17 protein-coding genes are annotated in these 25,523 nt (G+C 39.9%); 6 read left to right on the plus strand and 11 right to left on the minus strand.

The features are described from left to right. Nucleotides 1–2: 2 nt before the first annotated feature. Nucleotides 3–5,156 carry a translocation/assembly module TamB gene (locus JWQ34_RS02880; RefSeq protein WP_299353635.1) on the minus strand — a complete coding sequence of 1,718 codons (5,154 nt, stop codon included), beginning with the start codon at nt 5,154–5,156 and terminating at the stop codon, nt 3–5. Between the two features lie 143 nt (nt 5,157–5,299). Here JWQ34_RS02880 and dnaE point away from each other — a divergent pair, with 143 nt between their 5' ends. From dnaE to JWQ34_RS02905, 5 genes are all read left to right on the plus strand, one after another. Next, nucleotides 5,300–8,884 carry a DNA polymerase III subunit alpha gene (dnaE, locus tag JWQ34_RS02885; protein WP_299353638.1) on the plus strand — a complete coding sequence of 1,195 codons (3,585 nt, stop codon included), beginning with the start codon at nt 5,300–5,302 and terminating at the stop codon, nt 8,882–8,884. Between the two features lie 182 nt (nt 8,885–9,066). Beyond that, complete coding sequence (gene trxA, locus JWQ34_RS02890) at nt 9,067–9,387, plus strand: thioredoxin (protein ID WP_214071573.1); 321 nt, start codon at nt 9,067–9,069, stop codon at nt 9,385–9,387. A 112-nt stretch (nt 9,388–9,499) separates the two neighbouring features. Then, nucleotides 9,500–10,420 (plus strand): DUF58 domain-containing protein, encoded by a 921-nt coding sequence (locus JWQ34_RS02895; RefSeq protein WP_299353645.1) that lies wholly within the window; start codon nt 9,500–9,502, stop codon nt 10,418–10,420. A gap of 190 nt (nt 10,421–10,610) precedes the next feature. Next, complete coding sequence (locus JWQ34_RS02900) at nt 10,611–12,116, plus strand: glycoside hydrolase family 130 protein (RefSeq protein WP_299353648.1); 1,506 nt, start codon at nt 10,611–10,613, stop codon at nt 12,114–12,116. Nucleotides 12,117–12,335: 219 nt separating this feature from the next. Beyond that, nucleotides 12,336–12,749, plus strand: a complete 414-nt coding sequence (locus tag JWQ34_RS02905) for a hypothetical protein (protein WP_299353651.1) — start codon at nt 12,336–12,338, stop codon at nt 12,747–12,749. A 41-nt stretch (nt 12,750–12,790) separates the two neighbouring features. Here the strand turns inward: JWQ34_RS02905 and JWQ34_RS02910 are convergent, their stop codons facing one another. From JWQ34_RS02910 to JWQ34_RS02955, 10 genes are all read right to left on the minus strand, one after another. Next, nucleotides 12,791–13,798: a glycosyltransferase family 4 protein gene (locus tag JWQ34_RS02910; protein ID WP_299353654.1), complete on the minus strand. Its 1,008-nt coding sequence runs from the start codon at nt 13,796–13,798 to the stop codon at nt 12,791–12,793. Further along, nucleotides 13,798–16,083 (minus strand): glycosyltransferase family 4 protein, encoded by a 2,286-nt coding sequence (locus JWQ34_RS02915; RefSeq protein WP_299353656.1) that lies wholly within the window; start codon nt 16,081–16,083, stop codon nt 13,798–13,800. The genes JWQ34_RS02910 and JWQ34_RS02915 overlap by 1 nt, the downstream gene beginning before the upstream one ends. Nucleotides 16,084–16,309: 226 nt before the next feature. Continuing rightward, nucleotides 16,310–17,497, minus strand: a complete 1,188-nt coding sequence (locus JWQ34_RS02920; RefSeq protein WP_299353659.1) for an aspartate aminotransferase family protein — start codon at nt 17,495–17,497, stop codon at nt 16,310–16,312. A gap of 67 nt (nt 17,498–17,564) precedes the next feature. Then, nucleotides 17,565–18,050 carry a hypothetical protein gene (locus JWQ34_RS02925; RefSeq protein ID WP_299353662.1) on the minus strand — a complete coding sequence of 162 codons (486 nt, stop codon included), beginning with the start codon at nt 18,048–18,050 and terminating at the stop codon, nt 17,565–17,567. Nucleotides 18,051–18,053: 3 nt separating this feature from the next. Then, nucleotides 18,054–18,968: a hypothetical protein gene (locus tag JWQ34_RS02930; protein WP_299353665.1), complete on the minus strand. Its 915-nt coding sequence runs from the start codon at nt 18,966–18,968 to the stop codon at nt 18,054–18,056. Between the two features lie 50 nt (nt 18,969–19,018). Further along, nucleotides 19,019–19,573 (minus strand): sigma-70 family RNA polymerase sigma factor, encoded by a 555-nt coding sequence (locus JWQ34_RS02935; RefSeq protein WP_299353668.1) that lies wholly within the window; start codon nt 19,571–19,573, stop codon nt 19,019–19,021. Between the two features lie 266 nt (nt 19,574–19,839). Continuing rightward, a complete protein-coding gene (gene bcp, locus JWQ34_RS02940) occupies nt 19,840–20,301 on the minus strand; it encodes a thioredoxin-dependent thiol peroxidase (protein ID WP_299353670.1) in 462 nt (153 codons plus the stop codon). After that, the gene (locus JWQ34_RS02945) at nt 20,301–22,013 is read right to left on the minus strand and encodes a M23 family metallopeptidase (RefSeq protein ID WP_299353673.1); all 1,713 of its coding nucleotides are present in this window, start codon (nt 22,011–22,013) and stop codon (nt 20,301–20,303) included. The genes bcp and JWQ34_RS02945 overlap by 1 nt, the downstream gene beginning before the upstream one ends. Nucleotides 22,014–22,092: 79 nt before the next feature. Beyond that, nucleotides 22,093–22,704, minus strand: a complete 612-nt coding sequence (locus tag JWQ34_RS02950; RefSeq protein ID WP_299353676.1) for a fumarylacetoacetate hydrolase family protein — start codon at nt 22,702–22,704, stop codon at nt 22,093–22,095. Between the two features lie 118 nt (nt 22,705–22,822). Continuing rightward, the gene (locus tag JWQ34_RS02955) at nt 22,823–23,311 is read right to left on the minus strand and encodes a T9SS type A sorting domain-containing protein (protein WP_299353679.1); all 489 of its coding nucleotides are present in this window, start codon (nt 23,309–23,311) and stop codon (nt 22,823–22,825) included. Between the two features lie 198 nt (nt 23,312–23,509). On the opposite strand from JWQ34_RS02955, the gene JWQ34_RS02960 reads away from it, so the two are divergent. After that, nucleotides 23,510–25,459 (plus strand): KUP/HAK/KT family potassium transporter, encoded by a 1,950-nt coding sequence (locus JWQ34_RS02960; RefSeq protein WP_299353682.1) that lies wholly within the window; start codon nt 23,510–23,512, stop codon nt 25,457–25,459. Nucleotides 25,460–25,523 lie beyond the last annotated feature (64 nt).

Consider the following 25,523-nt stretch of genomic DNA (forward strand, 5'->3'; position numbering starts at 1 on the left):
ATTTAATTTGATGTTTGTTTTTGTTCGGCAGGTTTATTAGCGGGCTGCGCAACTGGCGGAACGGTTGCATCATGTTCCTTGTCGGCTGCTTTTTGTTCTTTCCTTTGCTCTTTTTGTTTGTCGCTATACTCCTTTAGCATAGCTTTGTCCTCTTTTGATTTCTTTTTAAACAGGTCTTTAAACCGATTATATTCGTAAGTTAAAGAGAAACCCACCCCGGTTTCTATTACCTGACCTTCAACCACAATAAATTGATCGCGGCGATAGGCGCGTATCATGTAACGACCGTCTGGTGTAAGTTTATAATTTACAGAAAGATTACCGGCAATATCTGTGGTTTTTTGCCCCGGTTGATTTTGTCCTTCCAAATTAAAGTTGTTACCTATGGTAACAGTCAACCTGTCATTTAAAAACTGCTTAGACAATCCGACATTAAGATCCGTCCGATTCTGTTGTACTCCCGTTGAATAATCGGCCCCCGAGTTAAGATCAAAGCTCAGTTGTACTCCTGCTATAAGATTACCCGCCAGTTTATTCAATTGATCAGACAACAAGCTGCTTACGCTATTACGTATGGCACCATTTATACCGGCACCGCCGCCCAGGCTTTGTAATGGGTTGTCACCAATGAAATGACCCAGTACCAACACACCCAGTACTTGTTTATTCATTTCATTAGGATCCTGGCGTATTTGCGACAACCGTGTATTAACCGTACTAATTACGTCCGGCGATACCGTATAATTGCTATCCGGTAATACAATATCAAAACTAATATCCGGCTTCAACAATTCATTTTTTAACATAAGGTTGACATTAAACGGTAGCTTTTGTTTCAGCATAACTGAACTAGCGCTGCCGTCGTTTTGTTGGTTAACCAGGTCAATTGGAGGAACGTTTGCAATATAAGTAGCCGTTAGATTTACGTTGGCAGAGGTCGGGTCGCCCGTCCAGGTGATCGAACTTCCTTTTTTGAAATTGAATTTGCGTGTCACAGTAGCATAAGACAGGTTGTAAGACCCATCTTCGACTATATAAGTACCGGTAAGATTTATTTTGCCACTTGGGTCAATACCACCATTTAACCGGGCACTGCCGTGTAGCTGTACCACATCACCATTACGTTCATCTATTACTATAGTGAATTTAGCGGCTTTGTTGATAATGATAGTTGCGTTAACATCTAAACCACTTAAACTGGTTTGCTTTAATGAGTCCAGTCGTTTAGCCAGTAAAATGGAATCAAGCTTAGGTGCGTTTTCATTAATAACCTCTACTACGCCTTTCCGGTCCTCAATGCCGGGGTCGGTTTGTGGCAAAACAAAGGTCATGTCGGTTTTATCATTAACTGTTAATTGCGCGTCAACTCTGGGCGAATTTTGGTTGCCGCGTATTTGTATTTTGGTATCTATATAAAGTTTGCCATAAAACAGTTTATTATCTGCCTGGGTAGAGTTAACCGCCCTAAAGTTGGTAGCGTTAATATCAATACCGAATTTAAAATCGGTAAAGGTTTTAGTGTATAACGTGCCGGTTACAATTGCTTTATTACCGGTTGAATCAACCAATGTAAAATCTCTGAACAGAATACCATCCTCATTAAAAGTAATGGTCTCTTTAGGCATGGTGAAGTAAGAATTTAACATACTGACATTAAAGCCAACCTGGTTAAAGTTGACATCGCCCCGCACTACCGGCGCGGCTGTTGTCCCGGTTATTTTAAGCTGGCCTGTTATGTCACCCTTTGCATTGCGGATACTGCCAAAGCTAAAACCCTCTATACTTTTCATATTCAGCTTAACAATGGTCAGGTCAAGGTCGAACTTGCTTTGGGGGCTGGTATAGTATAGCCCTTTCATATCAACCTGGTTGCCCTTGCCGGTTATGCTCATGTTAGCAGCGTAGGCGTTTTCGGTTTGGTTGTCTACCTTTAAAGCGACATTACCAACAGTATCACCTTTAAAACTAAAATCGTTAATGTTTAACGCGGTAGTGAACTTCATCGATTTTTGGAAGTCGCTGATATTAGCCTCACCATTAATAACACCGCCAACTTGCAATGAATCCTGTTGCGCCATACGGGTTAAGGTCTCAATATGGAAATCGCCGAAGCTAACTTTTATAGGCGAATTAAACTCGTTCGAGCTGCTGTTAACACTCAGCACCTGGTTACTATTGGTGATGGTGAAATTATGCGCTAAAATCCCCTTGCTGCCAAATTGCAAAGCATTATCAGCATTAACCGCCCACGGGATATAATTAAACATCACCCCATTTTGCAGGAAGCTGAACTGATACTCGTTTGGCAACACGCTGAATACACCGGCTATGCGGTAACGTTCTTTCCGTGCTGCATCTCGCACCTGTAGGCTGATGTTTAGTTTGTTATTCTGCGCGCTACCGGTAATGCTCGGGAACAACAAGTCTAACGATGATGATACTTTTACTTCATCAACTGTTAAAGCGTAATTAAGGGCGTTATTATTGGTATTGATGGCCAACTTGCCATTGTTTATTACTTCTGTACCATAAACTACTTTTGGTATGGTGCCGTTAACTACAAACTCGCCGCTGGCACTGTTAAAACGCCCGGTTATATTAACAGGGTCCAATTGCTTTAATGTCGGTACAAACTGGGTTAATAATGGTGTTTTTACTATCCGTAAAGCAAAAGTAAATTGCTGCGGGCTATAGGTAGGTTTGGTTTTAGGCGTGGCTTTGCCCAGGCTGGTATCAAAATATTTATCTATCAGATCCTTCATAGCATAGCCTACCTGGGTTAGTTTGTATTTACCACTCATTCGCGCGTTCAGGAACGGTGTTTTTAAACGCAATGAGCTGCTATCTGCATTAGCAGTTGATACTAAACTAATGCTATCTATGCGAACACGTTGGGCGCTATCAACCACCAATAAATCAGTTACTTTAATAGTAGCGTTTAAATAATCGGGGTCGGCAGTTGGCATATCAGCTACAACTTTACCGTGCAAGCGCAGGGTAGAACTGCTAAAATGCAGGGCTTTCAGGTTAATACTATCCAATATTAAATTAGCTTTTACCGATGGATATTTCTTATTCAGATTAGCCTTCGCGTCAAGCGTGAAATTGATGTTAGGATCCTTCATGCGTGAAACTACGGTGTAGTTCCCATTAGTCGCAGTTCCTTTAAGTTGTAGGTTTTGATAATTGTAGCCTTTAACATAAGCCTTTACTACAGTACCGTCAAACTGTAAACTGGCTTTTTTAGGATCAAGCCCACGGCCTTTTACATTAGCTGATAACGTAACCATGCCCACCATCTGGGGCTGTTTGGTAAGCGCGCCTACATTTAAGTTATTGGCTTTTATATTGGCCGCATAAGTAGCCCCGGTTTTGCTGTTACCGTTTTTCATGGATGCCGTCAGATCAGCAGCCCCGTATGTTGAGCGTAAGTTTAATTTAGTATTAAAATTATTTGTACTGCCTTTAAAATTTCCCTTTAAATTTATACTGGCGGGGACACTAACCGAAGCAGGGATAGCACCCGCGGGGACAAGTTTGGCTATATCGGTAGCGCTGGTGTTAAAGTCGGCTATGTTTACATCAAAATAAGCTTTCTTCATATCCGGCAAGCCTTTTAACCTGGCGGATGCTTTAATGTGGGTGTTACTTAACCCGCGTATCTCCAACTCGGGGATGTTCAAGTCATTAACCGCCCCGGCAATTTTACCATTAATAGTAAATACAGAGTTTGATGAATGTTTAAACGGCTCCATACTAGCCATTGTCGGCATTAACAGTAACACATCTTTTAAGCTGATCTTGGTACCATCAACATTTGCGTTAATATGCAGCAAACCAATATTTTTAGTGATAGCCGCGATAGATGGATAGCTAACCTGTACTTGTTTTTGTATAACGGTCTGCGGTGTTTCAACCAGCAGATCATTTAAATAAGCGTTGGTTGGCCCGTAAAAGAATTTAGTGTGAAACTTATTAATAGTTAAGCCGCTTTTTTCCTGGAAAGTAAATGAGTTGATCTTACCCGAAAGGGTATTGGGGCGATAAGCTATATTTTCTGCATCAGCATTTAAATTGCGAATATGCATGTGCGCAAAATCCAACCCACGCGCTATTGGCGCTTGTATTTCATTGTCAAACTTTATATCATCGTTAATCAGGGTAATTTTGCCGAGCGTTGCTATCCACCCTTTTTTATTTGGATTAGACGCGATAGTATCTAATTTCTTTATAGTCTTAACTACAGCTTTTTTAACTGTTTGCGGTTTGGCAAATGTCAAAGCGGCTTTGGTATCGTTTAAGGCGATGCTTTTGATATCAACCTTTTGGTTTTTAAGATCGATCTTATCCATCTCTAACAAAAATTTGTTAAGATCAATATTAGCTGCCATCTCACTGCTTCGGTATACTATATATATTTTTGATACATCAATCGTCCCCAGGTTAAGCTCCATATTTAATGGCTTAACCGCGGTGTCAATTTTAGCGGCCTGGGCTATAGAAGACCCCATTGGTGTTTGTATAATTCGCGCGTTTACACCCGACAGATTGATCTTGGGGATAGTGAATTTCATCTTATCCAAATCAAAATCCTTGATCCGGGTATCAAAATGTCCCAGTATAAATTTCACATCATTGCCGGTAGTTAAATCCTGATAAGATATATTGATACGGTCAAGGATGATCTTATCCATGGAGAATTTCATGGTCGATGTAGTATCAGCAGGCTTAACCACTTTCTTTTGTTCGCCGGCAAAAGCCTTCAGGATATAGTCGAAATTAAAAACACTGTCTTTACCACGGTTAATTTTGGCGGTGATGCCTTGCAAATTAATCTCATTGATCTCCACCTTATGGTGCAATAATTGCAACATGCTGATATCGACCTTTAATTTATCGCCGGCTATAAGGGTGTCTTTTTTCTGATCCTCACAGTAAACATGCTCTAAAACCAACAGCTTAGGCAGCCCTAAGCTTATATGGCCTATCTGTACTTTAGTATGAATTTTATTCTGCAAAAAAGTTACCACTTTGTCTTTTGCAAAGTTTTGCACGGCGGGTACCTGTATTAAAATAGCTACAAGCAACACCAGAAAGATGACACTTGCAATTATCCAGAGAATGGTTTTTAAAGCTATACGTCCAAATCGTTCCAATTTTATATTAATTTCAAAGGTTAAGTTGTGTTCTGTATAATGTTAACAAATAATATGCCCGGCTGATGCGCTAATTTTTCAACAAACCACATCCAAAGTTGTTTTTTTGGTAGATTTGTATTCATCCAAATCTAGGATTTAACATGCCCGATTTTTCGCACTTACACGTACATACCCAGTTTTCGTTACTTGACGGCGCCGCTGATATATCTAAATTATTTAAGAAAGCGGCAGGCGATGGAATGAAGGCACTGGCTATTACCGACCACGGTAATATGTTTGGCGCGTTTAAGTTTGTGGCCGAAGCGGGTAAACATAATGTTAAGCCCATAGTTGGCTGCGAGTTTTATGTGGTAGAAGACAGACATAAAAAACAATTTACCAAAGAAAAAAAGGATGTACGCCGCCACCAGTTATTATTGGCGAAAAATCCACAGGGTTACAAAAACCTGGTAAAGATCTGTTCTTTAGGTTACATGGAGGGCCTTTACAGTAAATGGCCGCGTGTTGATAAGGAGCTTATTGAAAAATACCATGAAGGCTTAATTGCAACCACCTGCTGCATTGGTGCATCTGTCCCGCAAGCAATATTGAGACAAACCGAAGATGAAGCCGAAGCCGAGTTTAAATGGTGGCTGGATCTTTTTGGTGAGGATTATTATATAGAGCTGCAACGCCATGCTATACCGGAGCAAGAGATCGTTAATAATGTACTGCTTAAATACGCTAAAAAATATAATGTAAAAGTTATTTGCTCTAATGATTCGCATTATGTGGATCAGCAGGACTCGAACGCGCATGACATTTTGCTATGCGTTAACACTGGCGATATGCAAAGCACGCCGATTGCCACCGATGAAGAAGGCGGTAAAGGCTATCGTTTCGGTTTCCCTAATGATCAGTTCTATTTTAAAACGCAGGAAGAAATGGGCAAGCTGTTCCATGACCTGCCTGAATCATTAGATAATACCAACGAAATAGTTGACAAGGTGGAGGTATTGAAGCTAAAGCGCGATATATTACTGCCCAATTTCGTTATCCCACAAGAGTTCAAGATACATAGCGATAGCACGCCGGATGCCGATACCCTTAACCAATGGGAGTACTTAAAGCATTTAACTTTTACCGGCGCTAAAGAACGTTATATTGATATTACGCCCGAAGTTGAAGAACGTATCAATTTCGAGTTATTTACTATCCGCACCATGGGTTTTGCCGGTTACTTTTTAATAGTGGCCGATTTTATCAGGCATGGCCGGGATATCGGTGTATTTATTGGTCCGGGCCGTGGTTCGGCGGCGGGATCGGTGGTGGCATATTGTACGGGTATCACCAATATCGACCCGCTGAAGTATAATCTCCTTTTCGAGAGATTCCTTAATCCAGATCGTAAGTCGATGCCCGATATTGATACGGATTTTGACGATGCAGGTCGCCAAAAAGTTATTGACTACGTAGTTGAAAAATACGGCAAGAACCAGGTAGCACAAATCATAACCTATGGCTCCATGGCCGCGCGTACCAGTATACAGGATGTGGGCCGGGTATTGGATATGCCGCTATCTGACGTTACCGCGTTAAAGAAATTAGTGCCCGATACTTTGGGTATCAACCTAAAACAAGCTATTGAGCAAGTGCCGGAACTGGCAGCTATTTATAAATCACCTGATCTGAAAGGTATTGTACTCCGCGAAGCGGAAAAGCTGGAAGGCTCTGTACGTAACACAGGTGTGCATGCTGCCGGTATTATCATCGCGCCTTATGATTTGACGGATATTGTCCCGGTTGCTACCGCAAAAGATTCTGACCTGTTGGTTACCCAATATGATGGCCGTGTGATTGAAGACGCCGGCGTAATTAAGATGGATTTTTTAGGTTTGAAAACCTTAACCATCCTAAAAGATGCTTTAAGACTCATTAAACAAAATCATGATGTAACTATTGAGATAGATTATATACCGCTGGATGATGCCAAAACTTTTGAGCTTTATCAACGTGGCGATACTAACGGTACATTCCAGTTTGAAAGTGACGGTATGCAAATGTACCTGCGCGACCTGAAACCCGATAAGTTCGAGGACCTAATCGCCATGAACGCACTGTACCGCCCCGGGCCGATAGAGTATATCCCATCATTTATTAAACGTAAACATGGTTATGAACCGGTAGCGTTTGATTTACCGGATATGGAAGAATACCTGGGCGAAACCTACGGTATTACTGTTTACCAGGAACAGGTGATGCTTTTATCGCAAAAACTGGCCGGCTTTAGTAAAGGCGATGCCGATGTATTGCGTAAGGCAATGGGTAAAAAGCAGATTGAGGTACTAAACAAAATGGAGTCGCAGTTTATGGATGGGGCCATCGCCAAGGGCCACCCCAAAGATAAACTAACTAAAGTTTGGAACGACTGGAAAGCATTTGCCCAGTACGCGTTCAATAAATCGCACTCTACGTGTTATGCCTTTGTGGCATACCAAACCGCCTATTTAAAAGCGCATTATCCGGCAGAGTATATGGCGGCGGTATTAAATAACCAGAATAACATGGAGAAGATCACCTTCTTTATGGAAGAGTGCCGTCGCATGGGTGTAGAGGTTTTAGGGCCTGATATCAATGAAAGCGATATGGCATTTACTGCTAATAAAAAAGGTGTAATTCGTTTTGGTTTAACCGGGGTTAAAGGTGTAGGCGATAAAGCGGTTGAAAGTATAATTGAAGAACGTATAGAACGCGGCCCTTATAAATCTGTTTATGATTTTGCACAACGGTCGAATACACGCAGTGTTAACCGCAAGTCGTACGAAAACCTGGTATATGGCGGCGCCTTTGATGAGTTTGGGTTGAACCGCGCGCAGTTTTTCGCCAAAACAGAGAATGGCATTTTAACAGGTGTGGAGCGCTTAATAAAATATGCTAACGATTATCAGAACACGCAAAGCACTACGCAATCATCGTTATTTGGCGGTTCGGTAGCATCTTATATCCCCGAGCCTGCAATGCCTGATGCTGAAGAGTGGCCGTTGATAGAAAAGCTTAAATACGAGAAAGAAGTTATCGGTATATATTTAACCGGCCATCCATTGGATAACTATAAGCTGGAGATGGAAAAGTATTGCAATACATCCATCAGCGAATTAAAAAATATGCAGAAAGCCCGCTCGGGCGAGGGCGGCGAGGAAGTTATGGCTGCCTTTGCGCAATTGCGTAAACGGGGTGAGGTTTGTGTTGGTGGCCTGGTAGGGAATGTTCAGCATAAAATGACCAAGACAGGTAAACCATTTGGTACGTTTGTATTGGAGGATTATAATGAATCGTACGAGTTTGCGATGTTTGGCGAGGATTATGTAAAATTCAGAAACCTGATGGTTGATGGTTATTTCCTGCATATTAAAGGTAATATCGAAGAAAAATTCCGCCAGAAAGATAATTGGGACTTGCGTATAACAACCATGAGCCTGCTATCAGAAATGCGCGATAAGTTGACCAAATCATTAACCGTGTTTTTAGAGCTAAATGCGCTGAGCGATCAGTTATTGGCCAATATTCAGGATGTGATTGAAACCAACAATCAAAAGTATCCCATGAAAAACTGTACCCTGCGTTTCAAAATACGTGATGAGGCTATGCTGGTAGAAATGCCATCAAAAACCTATAAAGTAAACCCAAGTGATGATTTAATGGCTGATATATTGAGTGTAACTAATACGGTAGCAGTGCTGAATTAGACACACTCTAAATCTCCCTTGGTAGGGAAGACTTAATATAACATCAGCAATTTTTTGTCACCCCAAAATCAAAGTGCATAAATAGCGGTAGTGTTAGTAATTTCTTTGTCAGATTGTCAGGTCATCACTTGTGGCAAGCAATTTGAATAGTATATATTTGTATAACAATAAATAAAAAAATCATGGCTTTAGAAATAACAGACGCAAACTTTGAAGAGCTTGTGCTTAAATCAGATAAACCGGTATTGGTAGACTTTTGGGCAGAATGGTGTGGCCCTTGTAGAATGGTTGGCCCGGTTGTGGAAGAAATATCAAAAGAATATGCAGACACAGCAGTTGTAGGCAAAGTAAACGTTGATAACAATCCTGGTATATCTGTAAAATATGGTATCCGCAATATCCCTGCTTTATTGTACTTTAAAAATGGCGAAATTGTAGATAAACAAATTGGTGCCGTTCCAAAATCTGTTTTGGCCGGCAAATTAGATAAGCAACTGGCTTAACCAATTATATAATTTAGTATTAAAAAAGCGTTACAATTTTGTAACGCTTTTTTTTATGGGGATTTGACAACTTTTTAAAAGTTGTCAAATCTTTAACTACATTAGTTTAATTATGTCGCAGCTTAACGATGATCAACAGGTAAGACAGCTAGCCAACCTGGAACTTTTAGCCCGCCAGGTGGTAGAGGGTTTTATAACCGGCTTACACCAGAGCCCGTTCCACGGGTTTTCTGTAGAGTTTGCCCAGCATCGTTTGTATAACAATGGCGAGTCGGTAAAAAACATCGATTGGAAGTTAATGGCCCGTACCGAAAAGTTGTTTGTAAAACAATTTGAAGAAGAAACTAACCTGCGCTGCTATTTATTACTGGACACCTCGTCATCCATGAATTTCCCCGAGAAGGGGATAGATAAGCTGCAATTCTCTATCTATGCTATTGCTTCATTAATGTATCTGTTTAAAAAACAGCGCGATGCTTTTGGATTGTGTTTGTTTTCGGACAAGGTAGATTGGCTGAGCCCGGTAAAATCGGCTTCAACACATTTGTTTTATTTGTATGCCGAGTTGGAAAAACTGTACAATAATCCAAAAGTTAATACGCAAACCAACATTACCAATGTGCTGCACCATGTAGCCGAAGAGGTGCACCAACGATCGTTAGTTATTATTTTTAGCGATATGCTGGAGAATAACCTCGACTCCGAAAAAATGCAGGCACTGTTTGCAGCTATACAGCATTTAAAATATAATAAGCACGAGGTGGTAATATTTAATGTTACCGACAAGCAAAAAGAACAGGACTTTAACTTTGATAACCGCCCGCACCATTTTATTGATATTGAAAGCGGTGATGAAGTAAAGGTACATCCCGGCAAAATACGACAGGCTTACCAAACCTCGCTGCAACACTATAAACACGAGTTGGAACTAAAATGCGCCCAATACCATATTGATATAGTGGATGCAGCTATTCAGGACGGTTATTACAATATTTTAAAATCATACCTTATCAAACGCAACAGTATGGTGTAGCTATAATTAGCGAATAGTGATTTTTGAATGAGTGAATATAGGAACCGTGCTATCCAGCTTATATAAATATTGATTAAATCATTCACTCAATGGCTCATTCACTAATTCACTCATTGAATTCTCAACAAAAGCAAATTATCCAAATCAATTTCTACAAGTTTGTGTTTACTATAAAACGCATTTTATATATATGAAGTTAGCTGTTGAACGTAAGCCAGTAAGAGTTAATCCAGATCCTAAACGTGTTATTGCAAGATTCTTTTTTAATGGAAATGATCGCGCTAAAGAAGTGCTGGAACGTGTTATCAACATAAGCGAAGAAGAAGCCTTTAGTATAATTTCGCCATTATTGCAGGAGTACTCTAAACGCCACCGTAATATTACACGTGTTTTAAACCGCCATTGCAGCAAACTAAAACCACTTTTCGCTGAATTGAATATTGATTATGACACCCTTACGGTATACCGTAAGCTGTTAATTGGCTCGTATTTTACGCATGAATATTCTATTGAATCGGCGGCGTTTTTTAACCCATCTATAGTACAAGATCCCGATCAAACCGAGTTATCAGAAGGCGAGCGGCGGGTAATAATGAGCTTTAGGGCAGTAGGCGAGGGGCATATCTCGTCAATCACTTTTCGAAGGGCTTTGATTGATAAAAACAATAACATTACGGTATTACCGGCTGGTAATTATATTGACGAAGCCGAGATTGTAAGAAACGCGGTTTACAACAAAAAACTGTTTTTTGATAAGGCCGCTGTTACCCAGATCAATATTGATGTGTTGCACGAATTAGAAACTAAGCTTGATCATCACTTTGAATACTCGAACCTGCGCCGTATCATCATTGATTCGCAAAAACTGCAGGAAAGCGATATGAAAAAACTAGAGTATGATAAAGTACTTTGGCTGGCCGATTCATACTACGAAATAGTTTTCTCTTTAGATACTGATATATCAGACCGTGTTATTTTCCCTATATCTGAGTATGAGCGCAAGGGTATTGAAGATGCCCGCTTTGTGGAGTTTACAAATGAAGATGGCAGCTGCGTTTATTATGCTACGTATACTGCCTATGATGGCGCGTTGATAATGCCTAAGTTACTACAGACCACTGATTTTTATAATTTTAAAATAATGCCATTATACGGTGCCGGCGCACAGAACAAAAATCTGGCATTGTTCCCACGTAAAATAAATGGCAAGTATGCCATGATATCACGCATTGACGGGTGCAACAACTATATCATGTACTCTGACAAAATAAATATCTGGGAGAAACCTATTTTATTGCAAAAGCCAAAATTTAGCTGGGAGTTTGTACAGATTGGTAACTGCGGATCACCTATTGAAACTAAACATGGGTGGATTGTCATAACCCACGGCGTTGGCCCAATGCGCCGCTATGTGCTTGGCGCAAGCCTTTTAAAGCTGGACAACCCCGAAGTTGAGATTGGGCGCCTTAAAGAGCCTATATTGATCCCTAATAGCGATGAGCGCGAAGGTTATGTGCCTAATGTAATTTATTCCTGCGGATCGATAATAAATAATAATAAACTGATCATCCCTTATGGGTTGTCTGACTACTCCACCTCATTTGCCGAGATTGACCTGGACGAATTAATGGCTAAATTTAAAGAAGATGCTAAGGGGGCAAAGTTTAATGACCACGAAGTTGTTAAACTTTCGTAAGTCTTAGTATACTATTGTATTAAATAGTGGACGCAAATAGGTTAACAAACAGGCACTTCATACCTTATTAACCCTTAAAAAGTTCATTTATATCCGCCGTTTAATCATTTATCAACATATCCAATTTTGGCATATCCATTGTTAAGTAAACAGTAACAGTATTTAATTAATAATGTGACTGTTACAAGAATTTTATATGGAAATAAATTTATTAAACCAATGGATCATTTCAGAGAAATAAAGAACAACCTTGCTTGGCATAACGAAGGCAAATTTGAGGTTGAATTAATTAATGGGGTTATAACTAAACTAAATTTTTGCGAACCCGGAAAAGGCCCGCATGATACTGGTAAATGTCTGACATCTACCAACTATAAATATCTACAGGCAATATATTCATGTCTGGGCGATCTGTTTAATTTTATCGATGAGGAAAACAAACGCCTGGGTTATAAATACGCGCAGAACATTGAGGTGGCACAACGTTACCAGGGAGATGTAGAGGATATTTATCCATCTGACGAACCTAAATTAAGGCCATTGATCAATTACGATCATCAGCCGGAAGAAGAGATTAAAGCAGAGGGTTTAGATAACGATCATACCCAGCATAATATAGAATTAACAGCATAGGAGATTTACGAAGTTTCTCAACTTCGTAAATCTGAGACTACTCAATACCCCAGAATTTGATGATATAACGTCAAATAATCGGCCACCATTTTATCGCACGAAAATTGAGCAGTGGCCCAATTATAACAGTCTTGCCGCTTAATATTTTTAATGCATTCTACAACTTCAACTGCTTCGTCAACCGTATTTACCAAAAAGCCTGTTTCTTCATGCTTAATTAGCTCAGGCATTGAGCCTCTGTTAAAAGCAATAACAGGGGTACCACAAAGCATGGTTTCGGCTACGCTCAAGCCAAACGGTTCGTTAAAATTTATGGGATGCAATAGGGCCAGCGCATTTCCTAATAAAAGATTTCGTTTTTCAGGTCCGGCGCTGCCAATGTATTCTATCTGGTCATTTAGTTGTGGTTCAATTTTCTCTTTAAAATAACCTTCGTCCTGTACAATGCCGGCTATTAATAATTTACGTTTGCTTTTTTTGGCGATGTCTATAGCTTCGGCTGTTCCTTTGTCAGGATGGATGCGCCCAAAGTAGAGTAAGTAAGCATCGGGGTATGCATTATATTCAAAATCTTTAGTATCTAAACCATTATAAACCGTAGCCAGGTAATTCAATTCCGGGCTTCTGTCCGAATTACTGATAGATACATAGTTGCCTATCGAATTATATTTTTTATAAACCGGGATAATCCGTTGCGATGAAAAACCATGAATAGTAGTAATAATGGGTGTTTTAATTAAGCCCGAATAGGTGAGCGGCAAAAAATCAAAGTTGTTGTGGATGATATCAAACTTATTCGCCTTTTCCATCAGGTTGCTAATATGCAGACACTCTAAAACTTTGGCATTCTGCGTGCGGTCTTCTTCATAACCTTGCTCGCAAATAGCCTCAAGCTTGCCGGCGGTTATAGAATCGCCGGTGGCGAAGAGCGTTACCTCAACGCCCAGTTTTATTAACCCCTCGGCTATGTTTGATGTTACCTGTTCCCATGGCCCATAATGCCTGGGCGGTGTGCGCCAGGCAACGGGAGCTAGTATTGCGGCTTTCATTACTTAACGTTAACAGCTACTTTTTTTTGCGAAAAGCGGTTATACTCGTATTCCAACTCAAACGCTTGCAGTACTGTTAAGTGCGATATTAAGTAAGCTAAGGTGCTTTCGGCACCCTGGTTACGGTTTATACCTGTTGGCAATAAACCATCGCAGCAGCCCTTGGTTTCGTGATCATATAACGGGGCACGCAACGTGTTTTCGCCCAGGAACCACTTATAGCATAAAAACATTTTCTCGATATGCTCCGGCTTGCGGAACAATTGGTAAGCCTGAAAATGCATCAACACCATAGCCATAGTCTCTATAGCCTGCTGATCGAACGTTGGAAACTTACCACCACGATAATACCAGCCATCATTACCAACCGGGCTTAAATAACCATTTGATAAGGTTAAATTATCCAAAAAAGCCATTGTTTTTAAAGCGATCTCTTTAACCCGCTCATTACCGGTAACCTGGCATGAATGTAATAACGCTAACGGAAGAATGGCGTTATCATAGGTCATGCTTTCCTCGAACCATTGCCAATCGTCAGATTGGGTTTGGTCGTAAGCGGCAACTAAAGGCTGTGTTAATCTTATTAACTCATTTACCATGCCCTCGTCCGTAGGATGAAGCTGTAGGTACATGCTTATACCTATAATGGTATTGCCCATCCCTCTTAAATATTTTAGATTTTTGAAGTGAGGGAACGAACGCTGGAATATCTCGGTAGCAAATTCGCGGTACGAATTGCTTGACCCATTGCCTATCAAATAACCCAAACTCCAGATAGTACGTCCGAAAGAATCTTCAGAACCCACCTCATCCAGATATTGCCTGTTAAAGCTCAAAAAATTACGGAAGTTACCATCATCCGTTTGCATATAGTGGATGTAGCTTAGGTAAATAGGCAATAGTTCAAATGCTTCTTTACTATTACTGCGCTTATGGGCCATAATAGCCATGATCAATGCGCGTGCGTTATCATCCAAACAATAACCCTCTTTTAAGTTTGGTATGCCGTATTTAGCATGCTGCACAATACCGGTATCATCAGTTAAACGCAATACGTGAATAAGGCTGAACTTAGGCATTATCTCAGGGTCAACAATGCTATTCTTTAATATCTTGTCCCTAAAATCATGTTCATAGCATGCTTCCTGGGCCACTTTAATAAATTCGGCACCTATAACAGGCCAGCGTAAATGCAGGCCGTATTCGTAGGCATTTTGTTTCATTTCGTTTAATACACGCTCCTGGTCCAATAACTCAATAATAATGTCAGCCAACGCGTCAGAGTTTTTAAAGTCGAACAGGCGGCCACGGTTATGATCCAGTAATTCGGTGGCATGCCAGTAAGGAGTTGAAACTACGGCAGCGCCTGCACCAACGGCATATGATAATGTTCCGCTGGTAATTTGTGCTTCATTTAGATACGGAGTAACATAAATTTCGGCTGCAGATAAGTATTGTATCAATTCTTCCTCTGCAACAAACTTGTTTACAAAGGCCAGGTTTTGCGATACGCCCAGCTGGTTAGCCAAAGTCTTTAAATGATCCCTGTATTCCTCGCCCGAGTTTTTTATTACACCCGGATGCGTATTACCTAATACCACATACATAACATCCGGATGATCCTTAACAATACGCGGCAATGCGCGTACAACTGTTTCTAAACCTTTGTTGCGGCTTATCAAACCAAAAGTTAATAATACCCGGCGATTTTTAAATGGTGTTAAATTATTTATCGGGTTATCTTCAGGTGCTTCCAGGTCAGGCACCCCATGTTCTATTATTTGTATTTTTTCGGCAGGGATATCGTAAATGGTAGTTAAAAACTCCAACGCCCTTTGGCTCATTACAATGATCTTTGCAGATTGCTCAGCAATCTCTCTGATAATAATCCTTTGCACATAGCTGGGATCTTTTAGTATAGTATGTAAAATAGATATTAATGGCTTCTCTAAACGATTAAGTAATGGTAATATGTAAATACCACTCTCACCACCAAAAATACCAAACTCATGTTCTAATATACAAGCATCAGCATTACTGGTATTGATATAGTTTGCCGCCCGTATATAATCTTTTTGATGGTTCTGGCGGACAACATACTTTACCTCTTCCGGGTATTCATATTCATGTATGTTTTCAGAGTCGGTTAACGCTACTACAAAATCGCCTTTCAATACATTCGCACGTTCGGGGAAATTAGAGCCAATGGCAGACATTAAATTTTGATTAAAGGTTGCAATTCCGCATTCGCGCGGCGGATAGGTTGAGATATAAGCTATTTTCATGTTTTTTGGTGGTATGATAGTCCGAGCCATGTTTATAGTTGATGTCGTTAGTGTATAGTATACTGACTTGAAAAACGTGCAGTTTGACCAAGGGAGAACATTGTTCCTGCTCTCTAAATGCATTTTTTAGCAGTATGCCTTATGTTTTGCATAAACCATACCAAGATTAGGCTCGCTAAATTTGTTAACGTGTTTATTGCAATAATTTAATATGCGGGACAGGCAGTTAGCAATAATGATCTATGGCTTCCATTATTACCTTACAGGCTTTTTCTATCTCATCGGTGGTAATGATGAGCGGGGGTGCAATACGCATGGCATTATCACAATGTAAAAACCAATCGGCAATTACACCATGAGCTATGCAGCGGTCAATTATTTTTTTATTAATATCAAAGTTTTGCAACGCTATGGCCAGCATTAATCCTTTTCCGCGTACTTCTTTTATAGCAGGGTGAATCAATAAACTTCGCAGTAGTATCTCTTTTTCTGCAACGGTATTTACCAGGTCCTCATTTATCAGTACCTCTAACGCTGCTAACCCTGCGGCACAGCAAACGGGATGACCGCCAAATGTGGTGATGTGTCCTAAGATAGGGTTTTCTTTTAACGAACCCATTATTTCATTTGAGGCGATGAAGGCTCCTATTGGCATACCGCCGCCTAAAGCTTTAGCCAGTAGCAATATATCGGGCACTATACCAAAATGCTCAAAGGCAAATAGTTTGCCGGTGCGGCCAAAGGCGGCCTGTATCTCGTCTAAAATTAAAAGTGTTCCGGTTTCATTACAACGTTTGCGCAGAGCCTGCATATAGGTGGCATCCGGCACACGTATGCCTGCTTCGCCTTGTATGGTTTCAATAATAACGCAAGCTGTCTCGGTAGTGATCAGATCAAGATCATCAATATTATTAAAGCGGATAAAATTAACACCCGGCAATAACGGGCGATAAGCTTGTTTAAAAACCTCACTACCCATAACGCTTAACGCGCCATGGCTACTGCCGTGATAGGAGTTGTGGCAGGAAACAATTTGCTGTCTCCCGGTATATCGCTTAGCTAATTTTAAGGCACCCTCCACTGCCTCTGCGCCCGAGTTTACAAAGTATACCGATTGTAAGTTATCGGGTAAGAGCGATATCAGCTTCTCGGCAAATTTAACCTGTGGCGTTTGCACATATTCACCATATACCATCAGGTGCATATATTTATCAACCTGCTGTTTTATGGCGTTAATTACATGGGGGTTGCTATGCCCTAAGTTACTTACGCCTATGCCCGAGATCAGGTCTATATAAGCTTTGCCATTTATATCATACAGATTTACCCCTTCGGCACGTTCAAACTCCAGCAACAGAGGGAAGTTGGTGGTTTGCGCGTTATTGGCTAAAAATAGTTGGCGAAGCGTTAGCATAATGCCCAAAAATACAAAAGGCTTATCACTTTGTGCGATAAGCCCTTTTATTGTTCACTAAAATATTTTACATGGGCGAACCCGGTTTTTGTTCATGCAGTTTCCTCACCAGTTCATCATTAAACTCGCGCTCACTTTTAATGAGCTGGCTTACTTTTTCGGGAGGCAATACTTTCATAAATTCATCATTATAATGCTTGCGTATGTCTACCAGTTGTGCATCGTAGTCCAGATCTTTTTTAACCTGTTCAGATCCGTTAGCCTGCGCGTCCGAATTATTGAGGCGCTTTAATCGCCTAACCTCAAAAAGTTCGTTTTGATATTGACGATATATGGGCCAGAATTTTTCGCCTTGGTCGTGGGTAAGTGCAAGTTGCTTGGACAAAAAAGATTCTTTAACAACTTGTATACGGCGCATGCCAGGATTTTGTGGACGAACTACCGTAGCCTTACTTTGCTGCCGCAATTGCATGCGCACGTTTTGCGAATAAGCCGAATAGCTAATACATACGATCAATAAGATAACAAAAACATGCTTGCACAATTTATTCATATCTTATTGGTCGGTATAATCTTGTAAAGCGGTTTTTAACTCATCGGCACTAACCGGCAGGTTTTCTGATGTAACGGTATGTTGTGTGTCACCACCGTCCAGGTTTTGTTCCAAATAATCTTGAATATCGCTTACTGGTATAGCCGACAACTCGTTATGTAGGAAAGAACGGTTGTGTATTGCAGTAGGCGATTCCAGTCTTAAAAATACACCGGTACCCAACATTAAAACAACACAAGCGGCAGTTGCATATTTAAATGCGGTTGATGAGATCATCCTAATAACCGCGCCTTTGCGTTTTACTATATCCTGGTTAACCGTTTTGTTTAAAATGTTTTTGTTTAAACGGGTAAAGTAATCTTCGGGCACAGTAAATGCATTTTCGGTATTTGCCAAAACGTCTTCAACCAATAAACGGCTTTGTATGTTGCTGCTTAACTCCTCAAAATAATTTGCCGGAATAGTTAAGCCCGTATTTTCTGCATTAATTAACTCATTAACCGCTATACTGCTTTGTATGTTGCCGCTTAGCTCGTCAAAATAATTTGCCGGTACGGTTAGACTGATATGTTCTGTATTTAATATTTCTTCAACCGTTATGCGGCTTTGTATGTTGCTGCTTAATTGGTCAAAATAATTTTCCGGGACGGTTAAACCGGTAGCTTCAATATTTATTAAATCATCAACAGCTATACGGCTTTGTATGTTGCTGCTTAATTCATCAAAATAATTTTCGGGTACGGTAAAGCAATCCGAAGAGATCGAATTTTTCAATTCATCCAGTTTTATTGCTGATGTTATACGTTCATCCAACTCATCAAAATAGCCGTTAGGCACTGTAAACGGGTTTTTTGTACTAACTTGTTTAAGCGCTTCATAATCATTCAGCCATTCTTTATTTTCTATCTCGCTTGCCATGATTACTTATAGATGAAATTTAGATGAAAAGGTTTAATAACATTTTAAATTTAATCTTCTGTCAATAAAATAGCCTCTATTTTTTTTACTGCCAAATGGAAGGATGCTTTTAAAGCCCCTACACTTGTACCCAATACCTGCGACATTTCTTCGTATTTCATGTCGTCATAATATTTCATATTAAATACCAGGCGTTGTTTTTCGGGTAGGGTGATTATAGCATTCTGTAATTTTTTCTGCGCTGCATCCCCATTAAAATAAGACGAATCGGCTAGGGTATCAGCCAAATTATAAGCTTCGTCTTCAATGGAAACATTGTTCCGTAGCTTCTTCTTGTTCAGAAAAGTAATGCATTCGTTACTGGCAATCCTGTACATCCAGGTATACAACTGCGAGTCGCTACGGAAACCGGCCAGATTTTTCCAAACCTTTATAAATACATCCTGAACCAGATCATCGGCATCATCATGGTCAATAACCATGCGGCGTATGTGCCAGTAAATTTTTTGCTGATATTTATTAAGGAGCAGGTTAAATGCTAGGTTCCTGGTCTTTTCGTCCTGGAACTTGCTTAATATCTCTGCATCTTCAACCTGTGTGGGCATGTTAATATTTTTTTTCAGTATAATAGTTATTTAGGCTTTTTGTTTTAACAACTATCGGCACTAAAGTAATTATTATTTTTTTGATAACGATGGATCGCGGTGATTACTCACCCCGTGGCTCTTCGAGCGCGACCCTCTCTTTCGCAAGCAGGAAAGAGGGTAACTAGCAAACTCTTAAACCTGGTCTTAACCCTCTTATCGCTTGCGAAAGAAAGGCTGGTCGAGCGAAGCGTAGACCGGGTGAGTTGGCGCGTCAGGTAGTAAAACTATGTTAAGAGATCCAATACCTGTTGCGATGCCGCTTTGGTATCAACCTTGTCAATCACTTGTTGGATATTTCCTTTAGCATCAATAATAAAAGTAGTGCGTATAGTGCCCATATATTTTTTGCCATAATTATTTTTTTCGCCCCATACTCCGTATGCTTCAACTATGTTGTGGTCGGTATCCGCTATCAGGGGGAAAGGCAGGTTATACTTGCTCTCGAATTTTTTATGCGATTTTTCATCATCTGTACTAACGCCAATTACCTCAAACCCTTTACCAACTAACGATTGATAATTATCTCTGAAATCGCAAGCCTCGGCAGTGCAGCCGGGGGTATCGTCTTTCGGGTAAAAATAAAGGATCACTGTTTTGCCTTTAAAGTCGGTTAACGAAACGGTTTTGCCATTCTGATCTTTCGCGGTAAAATCCGGGGCCTTATCGCCTGCTGTAAGTGTTGCCATTATCTGTTAAAATCTGCTGTGAATTGTGAGAAATTATTTTTAGCATCACCCACGGTTAATTCAAATGTATGTTTGCCCGAAGTAATGCTGCCATCAAAGGTATAACTTAGTATTTTAGTTTTAAAATCCCATTCCATCAAAACCCATTTGCCATCTATTTTGCCATTATAGGTTTTTACGCCGGATAGATTATCGCCTATTTTAAGAAATATGCCTTTAGATTTAGCAAGGATGCTGCCCTTATGGATATTTAACGGCATAATATAAGGTGCCGTAGTATCCAGCTTAATGTAATAATCGCCAAAGGCCCTAGCACGGGCTTTTACATAACCGTTTTCATATTTACTGCTATCGCATAAACCGCCGGTGCCGTCAATAACGGCTTTATCGCCAAGCGCGCCCAGGTCAACATCGGGTTTTATCCAAATATCATAACGATCATGTATCGGTGTAAACTTATTATGTATGCGATAGGTGGCCGAATAAGCTCCCGGTTTTTTGGGTAGCTCTGCATATGTAAAGTCTATATCGTCATATAAATTGCCGGGGTTAATAGTTACTTTAACTTTATCCGTATTAAGCACGTTTACCTGGTCGTAATGAAATAAAGTGCCAGCCGGTTTTACAATAACTGTAGATTGCAGCAAACGTTTCGACTTTACTTTTAGCGTAAGTGTTGATGTATTACCGGCCACATCCTTAACCACATATTCAACCTCATGCAATTCGTCATCATCAAAATTTATAATACCACGATTTATTGATTGCGGATAAAGCGTGATGTTACTGCCTGGGGGAACAAAGCATTTTTGTATAAAACGGTGTGAGGTTAGAAAAGTTGGATAATCAATGTAACCGTTTATAGCGTGGGTTTGATCAAAAGCAAAATGCTCCATAACAAATGTATATACGTCTTTCCCATCCAACTTTAACTGAATAGAATAAACACCGTTGTGATTGGCTGACGCGCTGTTCATGTCACTAGTAGTTATGCCAAAACCAATATTGCCGCTTAACTCTATTACTTTAGGTTTTACTAAATGATAATTGCCTGCCACGCCGGCTACTGATAAAAATTCGTGCGGGGTATTTTCGCTGAAAGGTTTACCATCTAAATAATAAATACCAATGGCGCTGATTGCAGGTGGTGTCCTGTCTGGAATGGTCACACCAAAAAGTTGCGGATTTATGGTGTGTTCGGTTTTTGTATCTCTGATCTCAAAATGCACGTGCGGCCCTGCTACAGCGCCTGATTGGCCTGATATGGCAATAACATCATTCTTGCAAACTGTAATCTGGTCTGGTAACGGGTTAAAATCAACTTCATATAATTGATGTTGATACTGATAATTGCGCAACACCTTTTCTATCTGCGGGCTAAAGCGCGAATTATGCATATATACTGTAGTATAGCCGTTGGGGTGATTGATGTAAACAATATTGCCACCACCGCCAAACTGAACCCGTATGCGCGATACATAACCATCTGCAGCAGCGTGTACGGGGTAGCCGCTTTGCTGGTTGGTCTTGAAATCTAAACCTGCATGGAAATGATTTGGTCTTAATTCGCCAAAACCACCGGCAATTGATGGAGGCAGATCAAGCGGATAACGAAAAAAACCTTTAGGATATTCCCTGCTTTGTATAATGTTTTGTGCTTGTATGAGTTGATAACTTATAGTTAGTAGAAGGATGAAAAGTGTTTTTTTCATTAAGATAAATTAATACATAGAACGTATTGAACTAACGCCAGTATGTCAAAGTTGTTTCAGGAAGAACTAAAAGGGGAGATTACTTTACATAAAAATCAATCAGCTTTTGCTCTTCTAAATAGCCCTCCAACCTATCGCCAACATTTACTTTGGCTACGCCTGCCGGGGTGCCGGTAAATATCATGTCGCCTTTTTTCAGGGTGAAATATTTAGATACAAAGGCGATGATGTACTCGAACGAGAACAACAAATTACTGGTATTGCCAACTTGCCTGCTTTGGCCGTTAACATCCAAATGAAAATTCAAATTATAAATATCGGCGAATTGTGTTTTAGGTACAAAGTTGCTTATTGGGGCCGAGTTGTCAAAAGCTTTGGCTAACTCCCACGGTAACCCCTTTTCTTTATGGCGCGATTGGATATCGCGTGCCGTAAAATCAACTCCTAATGCAATCTCATCATAATAACTCGCTGCAAATTTTTCGCTGATATGCTTGCCTTCCTTGCTGATCTTTAATACCACTTCAAGCTCATGATGTACATCTTCAGAAAAATCGGGATGATAAAAAGGCTTGTTGTCTTTTAACAACGCCGTATCAGGCTTTAAAAATATTACCGGGACGGTAGGTACAGGGTTATTTAATTCTTTGGCATGTTCTGCATAGTTACGGCCAATGGCGATGATTTTCATGAATACAATTATTGAATGACTGAATTATATATTGAGTAATTGTTTGTACTGCGATATTAACAAATTATATTAATAAATCTAATTATTCAATAATTCATTCAGTCAATAATTCAATAAATTATAAAAGAGAAATTCGTTTAATTACAGATTCTGTGCCGGCAACAACACGGATAAAATAAAACCCCCGGTTTAATTTATTGCTTAATGCACGGTTAAGAACCTGCTCACCAGGCTCAACCCTTTGCGAAAACAGAGTCATTACATCATTACCCAATACATCAACCATTTTTATTGTAACGTTTGAGTTGCGCGACAGTAAATATTTTAAATTAATCTGATCGGTTATCGGGTTTGGAAATATCTCCACATTACTTAATAATTTATCATCAGCGTGTGGTATTACTAGTTTGGTGCTGGATATTACCCCCGGCTTTATAGGAGGCAAAGTGAAGTTTAACGGACTCTTTTTTACTTTTTTCTTCAGGTACGAATAGTTAAGCGTATCGTGCTGTGGTGGTTTAATTGTTGAGGCAAAGGCACAGTTTATGGATATTGCCATCGCAATTATTAATATCCATGAATAAGTGAAAGTAAAATTTCGCTTCATACCTTACAACTTGGTTTCATTTTACAAAAGTATAAATAAACATTTCATCAATTTCAATATCCATACTTTTATTACACTATTTAACAAAATTTAACAAAGCCTATTATTAGGCTAACAATTAATTTACTTATACGTTTGCATCTTTTTTTAAGTTGGAACTCAAATATTTTAATACTTTTGTGCGTTTAAATCAATATAGTGTCGCAACATAAAGATCTACAAAAACTGACAGCCGCCGGGCTGCTCATCAGTTTAGGAATTATATACGGGGATATTGGTACCTCTCCGTTATACGTTTTCAAGGCAATCGTTGGTACTCAACACATTTCTGAGGTATTAGTTTTAGGAGGTGTTTCCTGCATTTTTTGGACGCTTACGCTACAAACTACCTTGAAATATGTGGTAATAACTCTGCGTGCCGATAACAAAGGCGAGGGTGGCATTTTTTCCCTTTTCTCGTTAGTTCGGCGTAAGGCAAAATGGCTAATAGTACCCGCAGTAGTTGGTGGTTGTGCCTTACTTGCCGATGGTATTATTACGCCGCCGATTACCATATCTGCCGCTATTGAAGGTTTAGTACCATCGTTCCCTCATTTGCACACGGTGCCCGTAGTTGTTGCTATAATAGCAGGCTTATTTATCATACAACAATTTGGCTCATCAATGGTGGGTAAAGCCTTTGGCCCTATAATGTTTATCTGGTTTACTATGATGGGGGTTTTAGGCATAGCATTTATTATACAAGACCCTACAGTAATAAAGGCTTTAAATCCTTATTATGCTTATAAACTATTAACAAGCAGTAATTACCACGCGTTTATTATACTAGGCGCTGTGTTTTTATGTACCACAGGTGCAGAGGCTTTATACTCAGACCTTGGCCATTGCGGGCGTAAAAACATACAAATAAGCTGGGTATATGTTAAAATCTGTTTAATATTGAACTACCTGGGCCAGGCAGTATGGCTTTTGCAGCATAATGGCCAGGCATTAAATCTTAATCTACTAAATCCTTTCTACAAAATAATGCCAGAGTGGTTTTTAAACTATGGCATAGGCATAGCCACAGTTGCGGCAATTATTGCCAGCCAGGCGTTAATATCTGGCTCATTTACCCTCATTGCAGAGGCTGTTAGGTTAAACTTATGGCCTAAGGTAAAAATCAATTACCCAAGCGAGCAAAAGGGCCAGTTATATGTTCCTAGTGTTAACTGGTTATTGTGTGCCGGTTGTATTGGTGTGGTTATGTTATTTAAACACTCAGACAGGATGGAAGCGGCCTATGGCTTAAGTATTACTATAGCCATGTTAATGACAACCATATTGGTGTCGAGATTTTTACGGCGTAAAAAAGTGCCAACCTATATAGTGAATACCTTCCTGGTGATGTATTTATTGATCGAGGGGACTTTCTTATACGGTAACTTAAATAAGTTTGTAGACGGTGGCTGGTTCACCTTGTCAATTGGTGCCGTATTGTTCTCTATCATGTGGACATGGCATACAGCCCGTAAGATCAGGAATCGTTACGTTAAGTTTGTTGAGATTGACGATTACTACAATATTATAAAAGAATTAAGTGATGACGAAACCGTACCTAAATACGCATCGCAACTGGTTTATTTAACCAGTGCCAACTTTAATTCGGAAGTTGAATCGAAGATTATTTATTCTATCCTGCAAAAGCAGCCAAAACGTGCCGACGTATACTGGTTGGTACACGTTGATGTTGTAGATGAACCTTATAAAAAAGAATATGAAGTTGACATATTAGTGCCGAACAAACTGATAAGGATCGACTTTAAATTAGGTTTCCGTATTGAGCAGCAAATAAACTTATTGTTTAGAAGAGTTGTTGAGGACCTGGTTAAAAATGGAGAGGTTGATATTACCAGCCGTTACAAATCATTAAACAAACATAAAATTGTTGGTGATTTTAGGTTCGTGGTAATTGAGAAGGTGCTTTCACGCTCACATAACCTGTCGTTTTACGAGAAATGTATTATGGCCTTTTATGCGTATCTTAAAAAGATCAGCTTATCAGAAGAGCGCGGCTTCGGGCTTGATTTGAGCTTTGTTACCATTGAAAAAGTACCGCTAATGCTGGCCGCTCCGGAAACAGTAGAGATAACTCGTGTAATTTGTTAAAACATTTTAAGCTAATATTACTTCAATATTAGTACAGATTGTGAAAATAGTTTTACAACCTACT

The sequence above is a fragment of the Mucilaginibacter sp. genome, from assembly GCF_028288185.1.
Classification (GTDB): domain Bacteria; phylum Bacteroidota; class Bacteroidia; order Sphingobacteriales; family Sphingobacteriaceae; genus Mucilaginibacter.

Excerpts from the sequence above, each read along its gene's own strand:
- JWQ34_RS02945 (WP_299353673.1), bottom strand. The coding sequence starts at position 22,013 with ATGAAAAAAACACTTTTCATCCTTCTACTAACTATAAGTTATCAACTC.
- dnaE (WP_299353638.1), top strand. The coding sequence starts at position 5,300 with ATGCCCGATTTTTCGCACTTACACGTACATACCCAGTTTTCGTTACTT.
- JWQ34_RS02925 (WP_299353662.1), bottom strand. The coding sequence starts at position 18,050 with ATGAATAAATTGTGCAAGCATGTTTTTGTTATCTTATTGATCGTATGT.
- JWQ34_RS02955 (WP_299353679.1), bottom strand. The coding sequence starts at position 23,311 with ATGAAGCGAAATTTTACTTTCACTTATTCATGGATATTAATAATTGCG.
- JWQ34_RS02900 (WP_299353648.1), top strand. The coding sequence starts at position 10,611 with ATGAAGTTAGCTGTTGAACGTAAGCCAGTAAGAGTTAATCCAGATCCT.
- trxA (WP_214071573.1), top strand. The coding sequence starts at position 9,067 with ATGGCTTTAGAAATAACAGACGCAAACTTTGAAGAGCTTGTGCTTAAA.
- JWQ34_RS02950 (WP_299353676.1), bottom strand. The coding sequence starts at position 22,704 with ATGAAAATCATCGCCATTGGCCGTAACTATGCAGAACATGCCAAAGAA.
- bcp (WP_299353670.1), bottom strand. The coding sequence starts at position 20,301 with ATGGCAACACTTACAGCAGGCGATAAGGCCCCGGATTTTACCGCGAAA.
- JWQ34_RS02910 (WP_299353654.1), bottom strand. The coding sequence starts at position 13,798 with ATGAAAGCCGCAATACTAGCTCCCGTTGCCTGGCGCACACCGCCCAGG.
- JWQ34_RS02920 (WP_299353659.1), bottom strand. The coding sequence starts at position 17,497 with ATGCTAACGCTTCGCCAACTATTTTTAGCCAATAACGCGCAAACCACC.
- JWQ34_RS02895 (WP_299353645.1), top strand. The coding sequence starts at position 9,500 with ATGTCGCAGCTTAACGATGATCAACAGGTAAGACAGCTAGCCAACCTG.
- JWQ34_RS02935 (WP_299353668.1), bottom strand. The coding sequence starts at position 19,573 with ATGCCCACACAGGTTGAAGATGCAGAGATATTAAGCAAGTTCCAGGAC.
- JWQ34_RS02930 (WP_299353665.1), bottom strand. The coding sequence starts at position 18,968 with ATGGCAAGCGAGATAGAAAATAAAGAATGGCTGAATGATTATGAAGCG.
- JWQ34_RS02915 (WP_299353656.1), bottom strand. The coding sequence starts at position 16,083 with ATGAAAATAGCTTATATCTCAACCTATCCGCCGCGCGAATGCGGAATT.
- JWQ34_RS02905 (WP_299353651.1), top strand. The coding sequence starts at position 12,336 with ATGGATCATTTCAGAGAAATAAAGAACAACCTTGCTTGGCATAACGAA.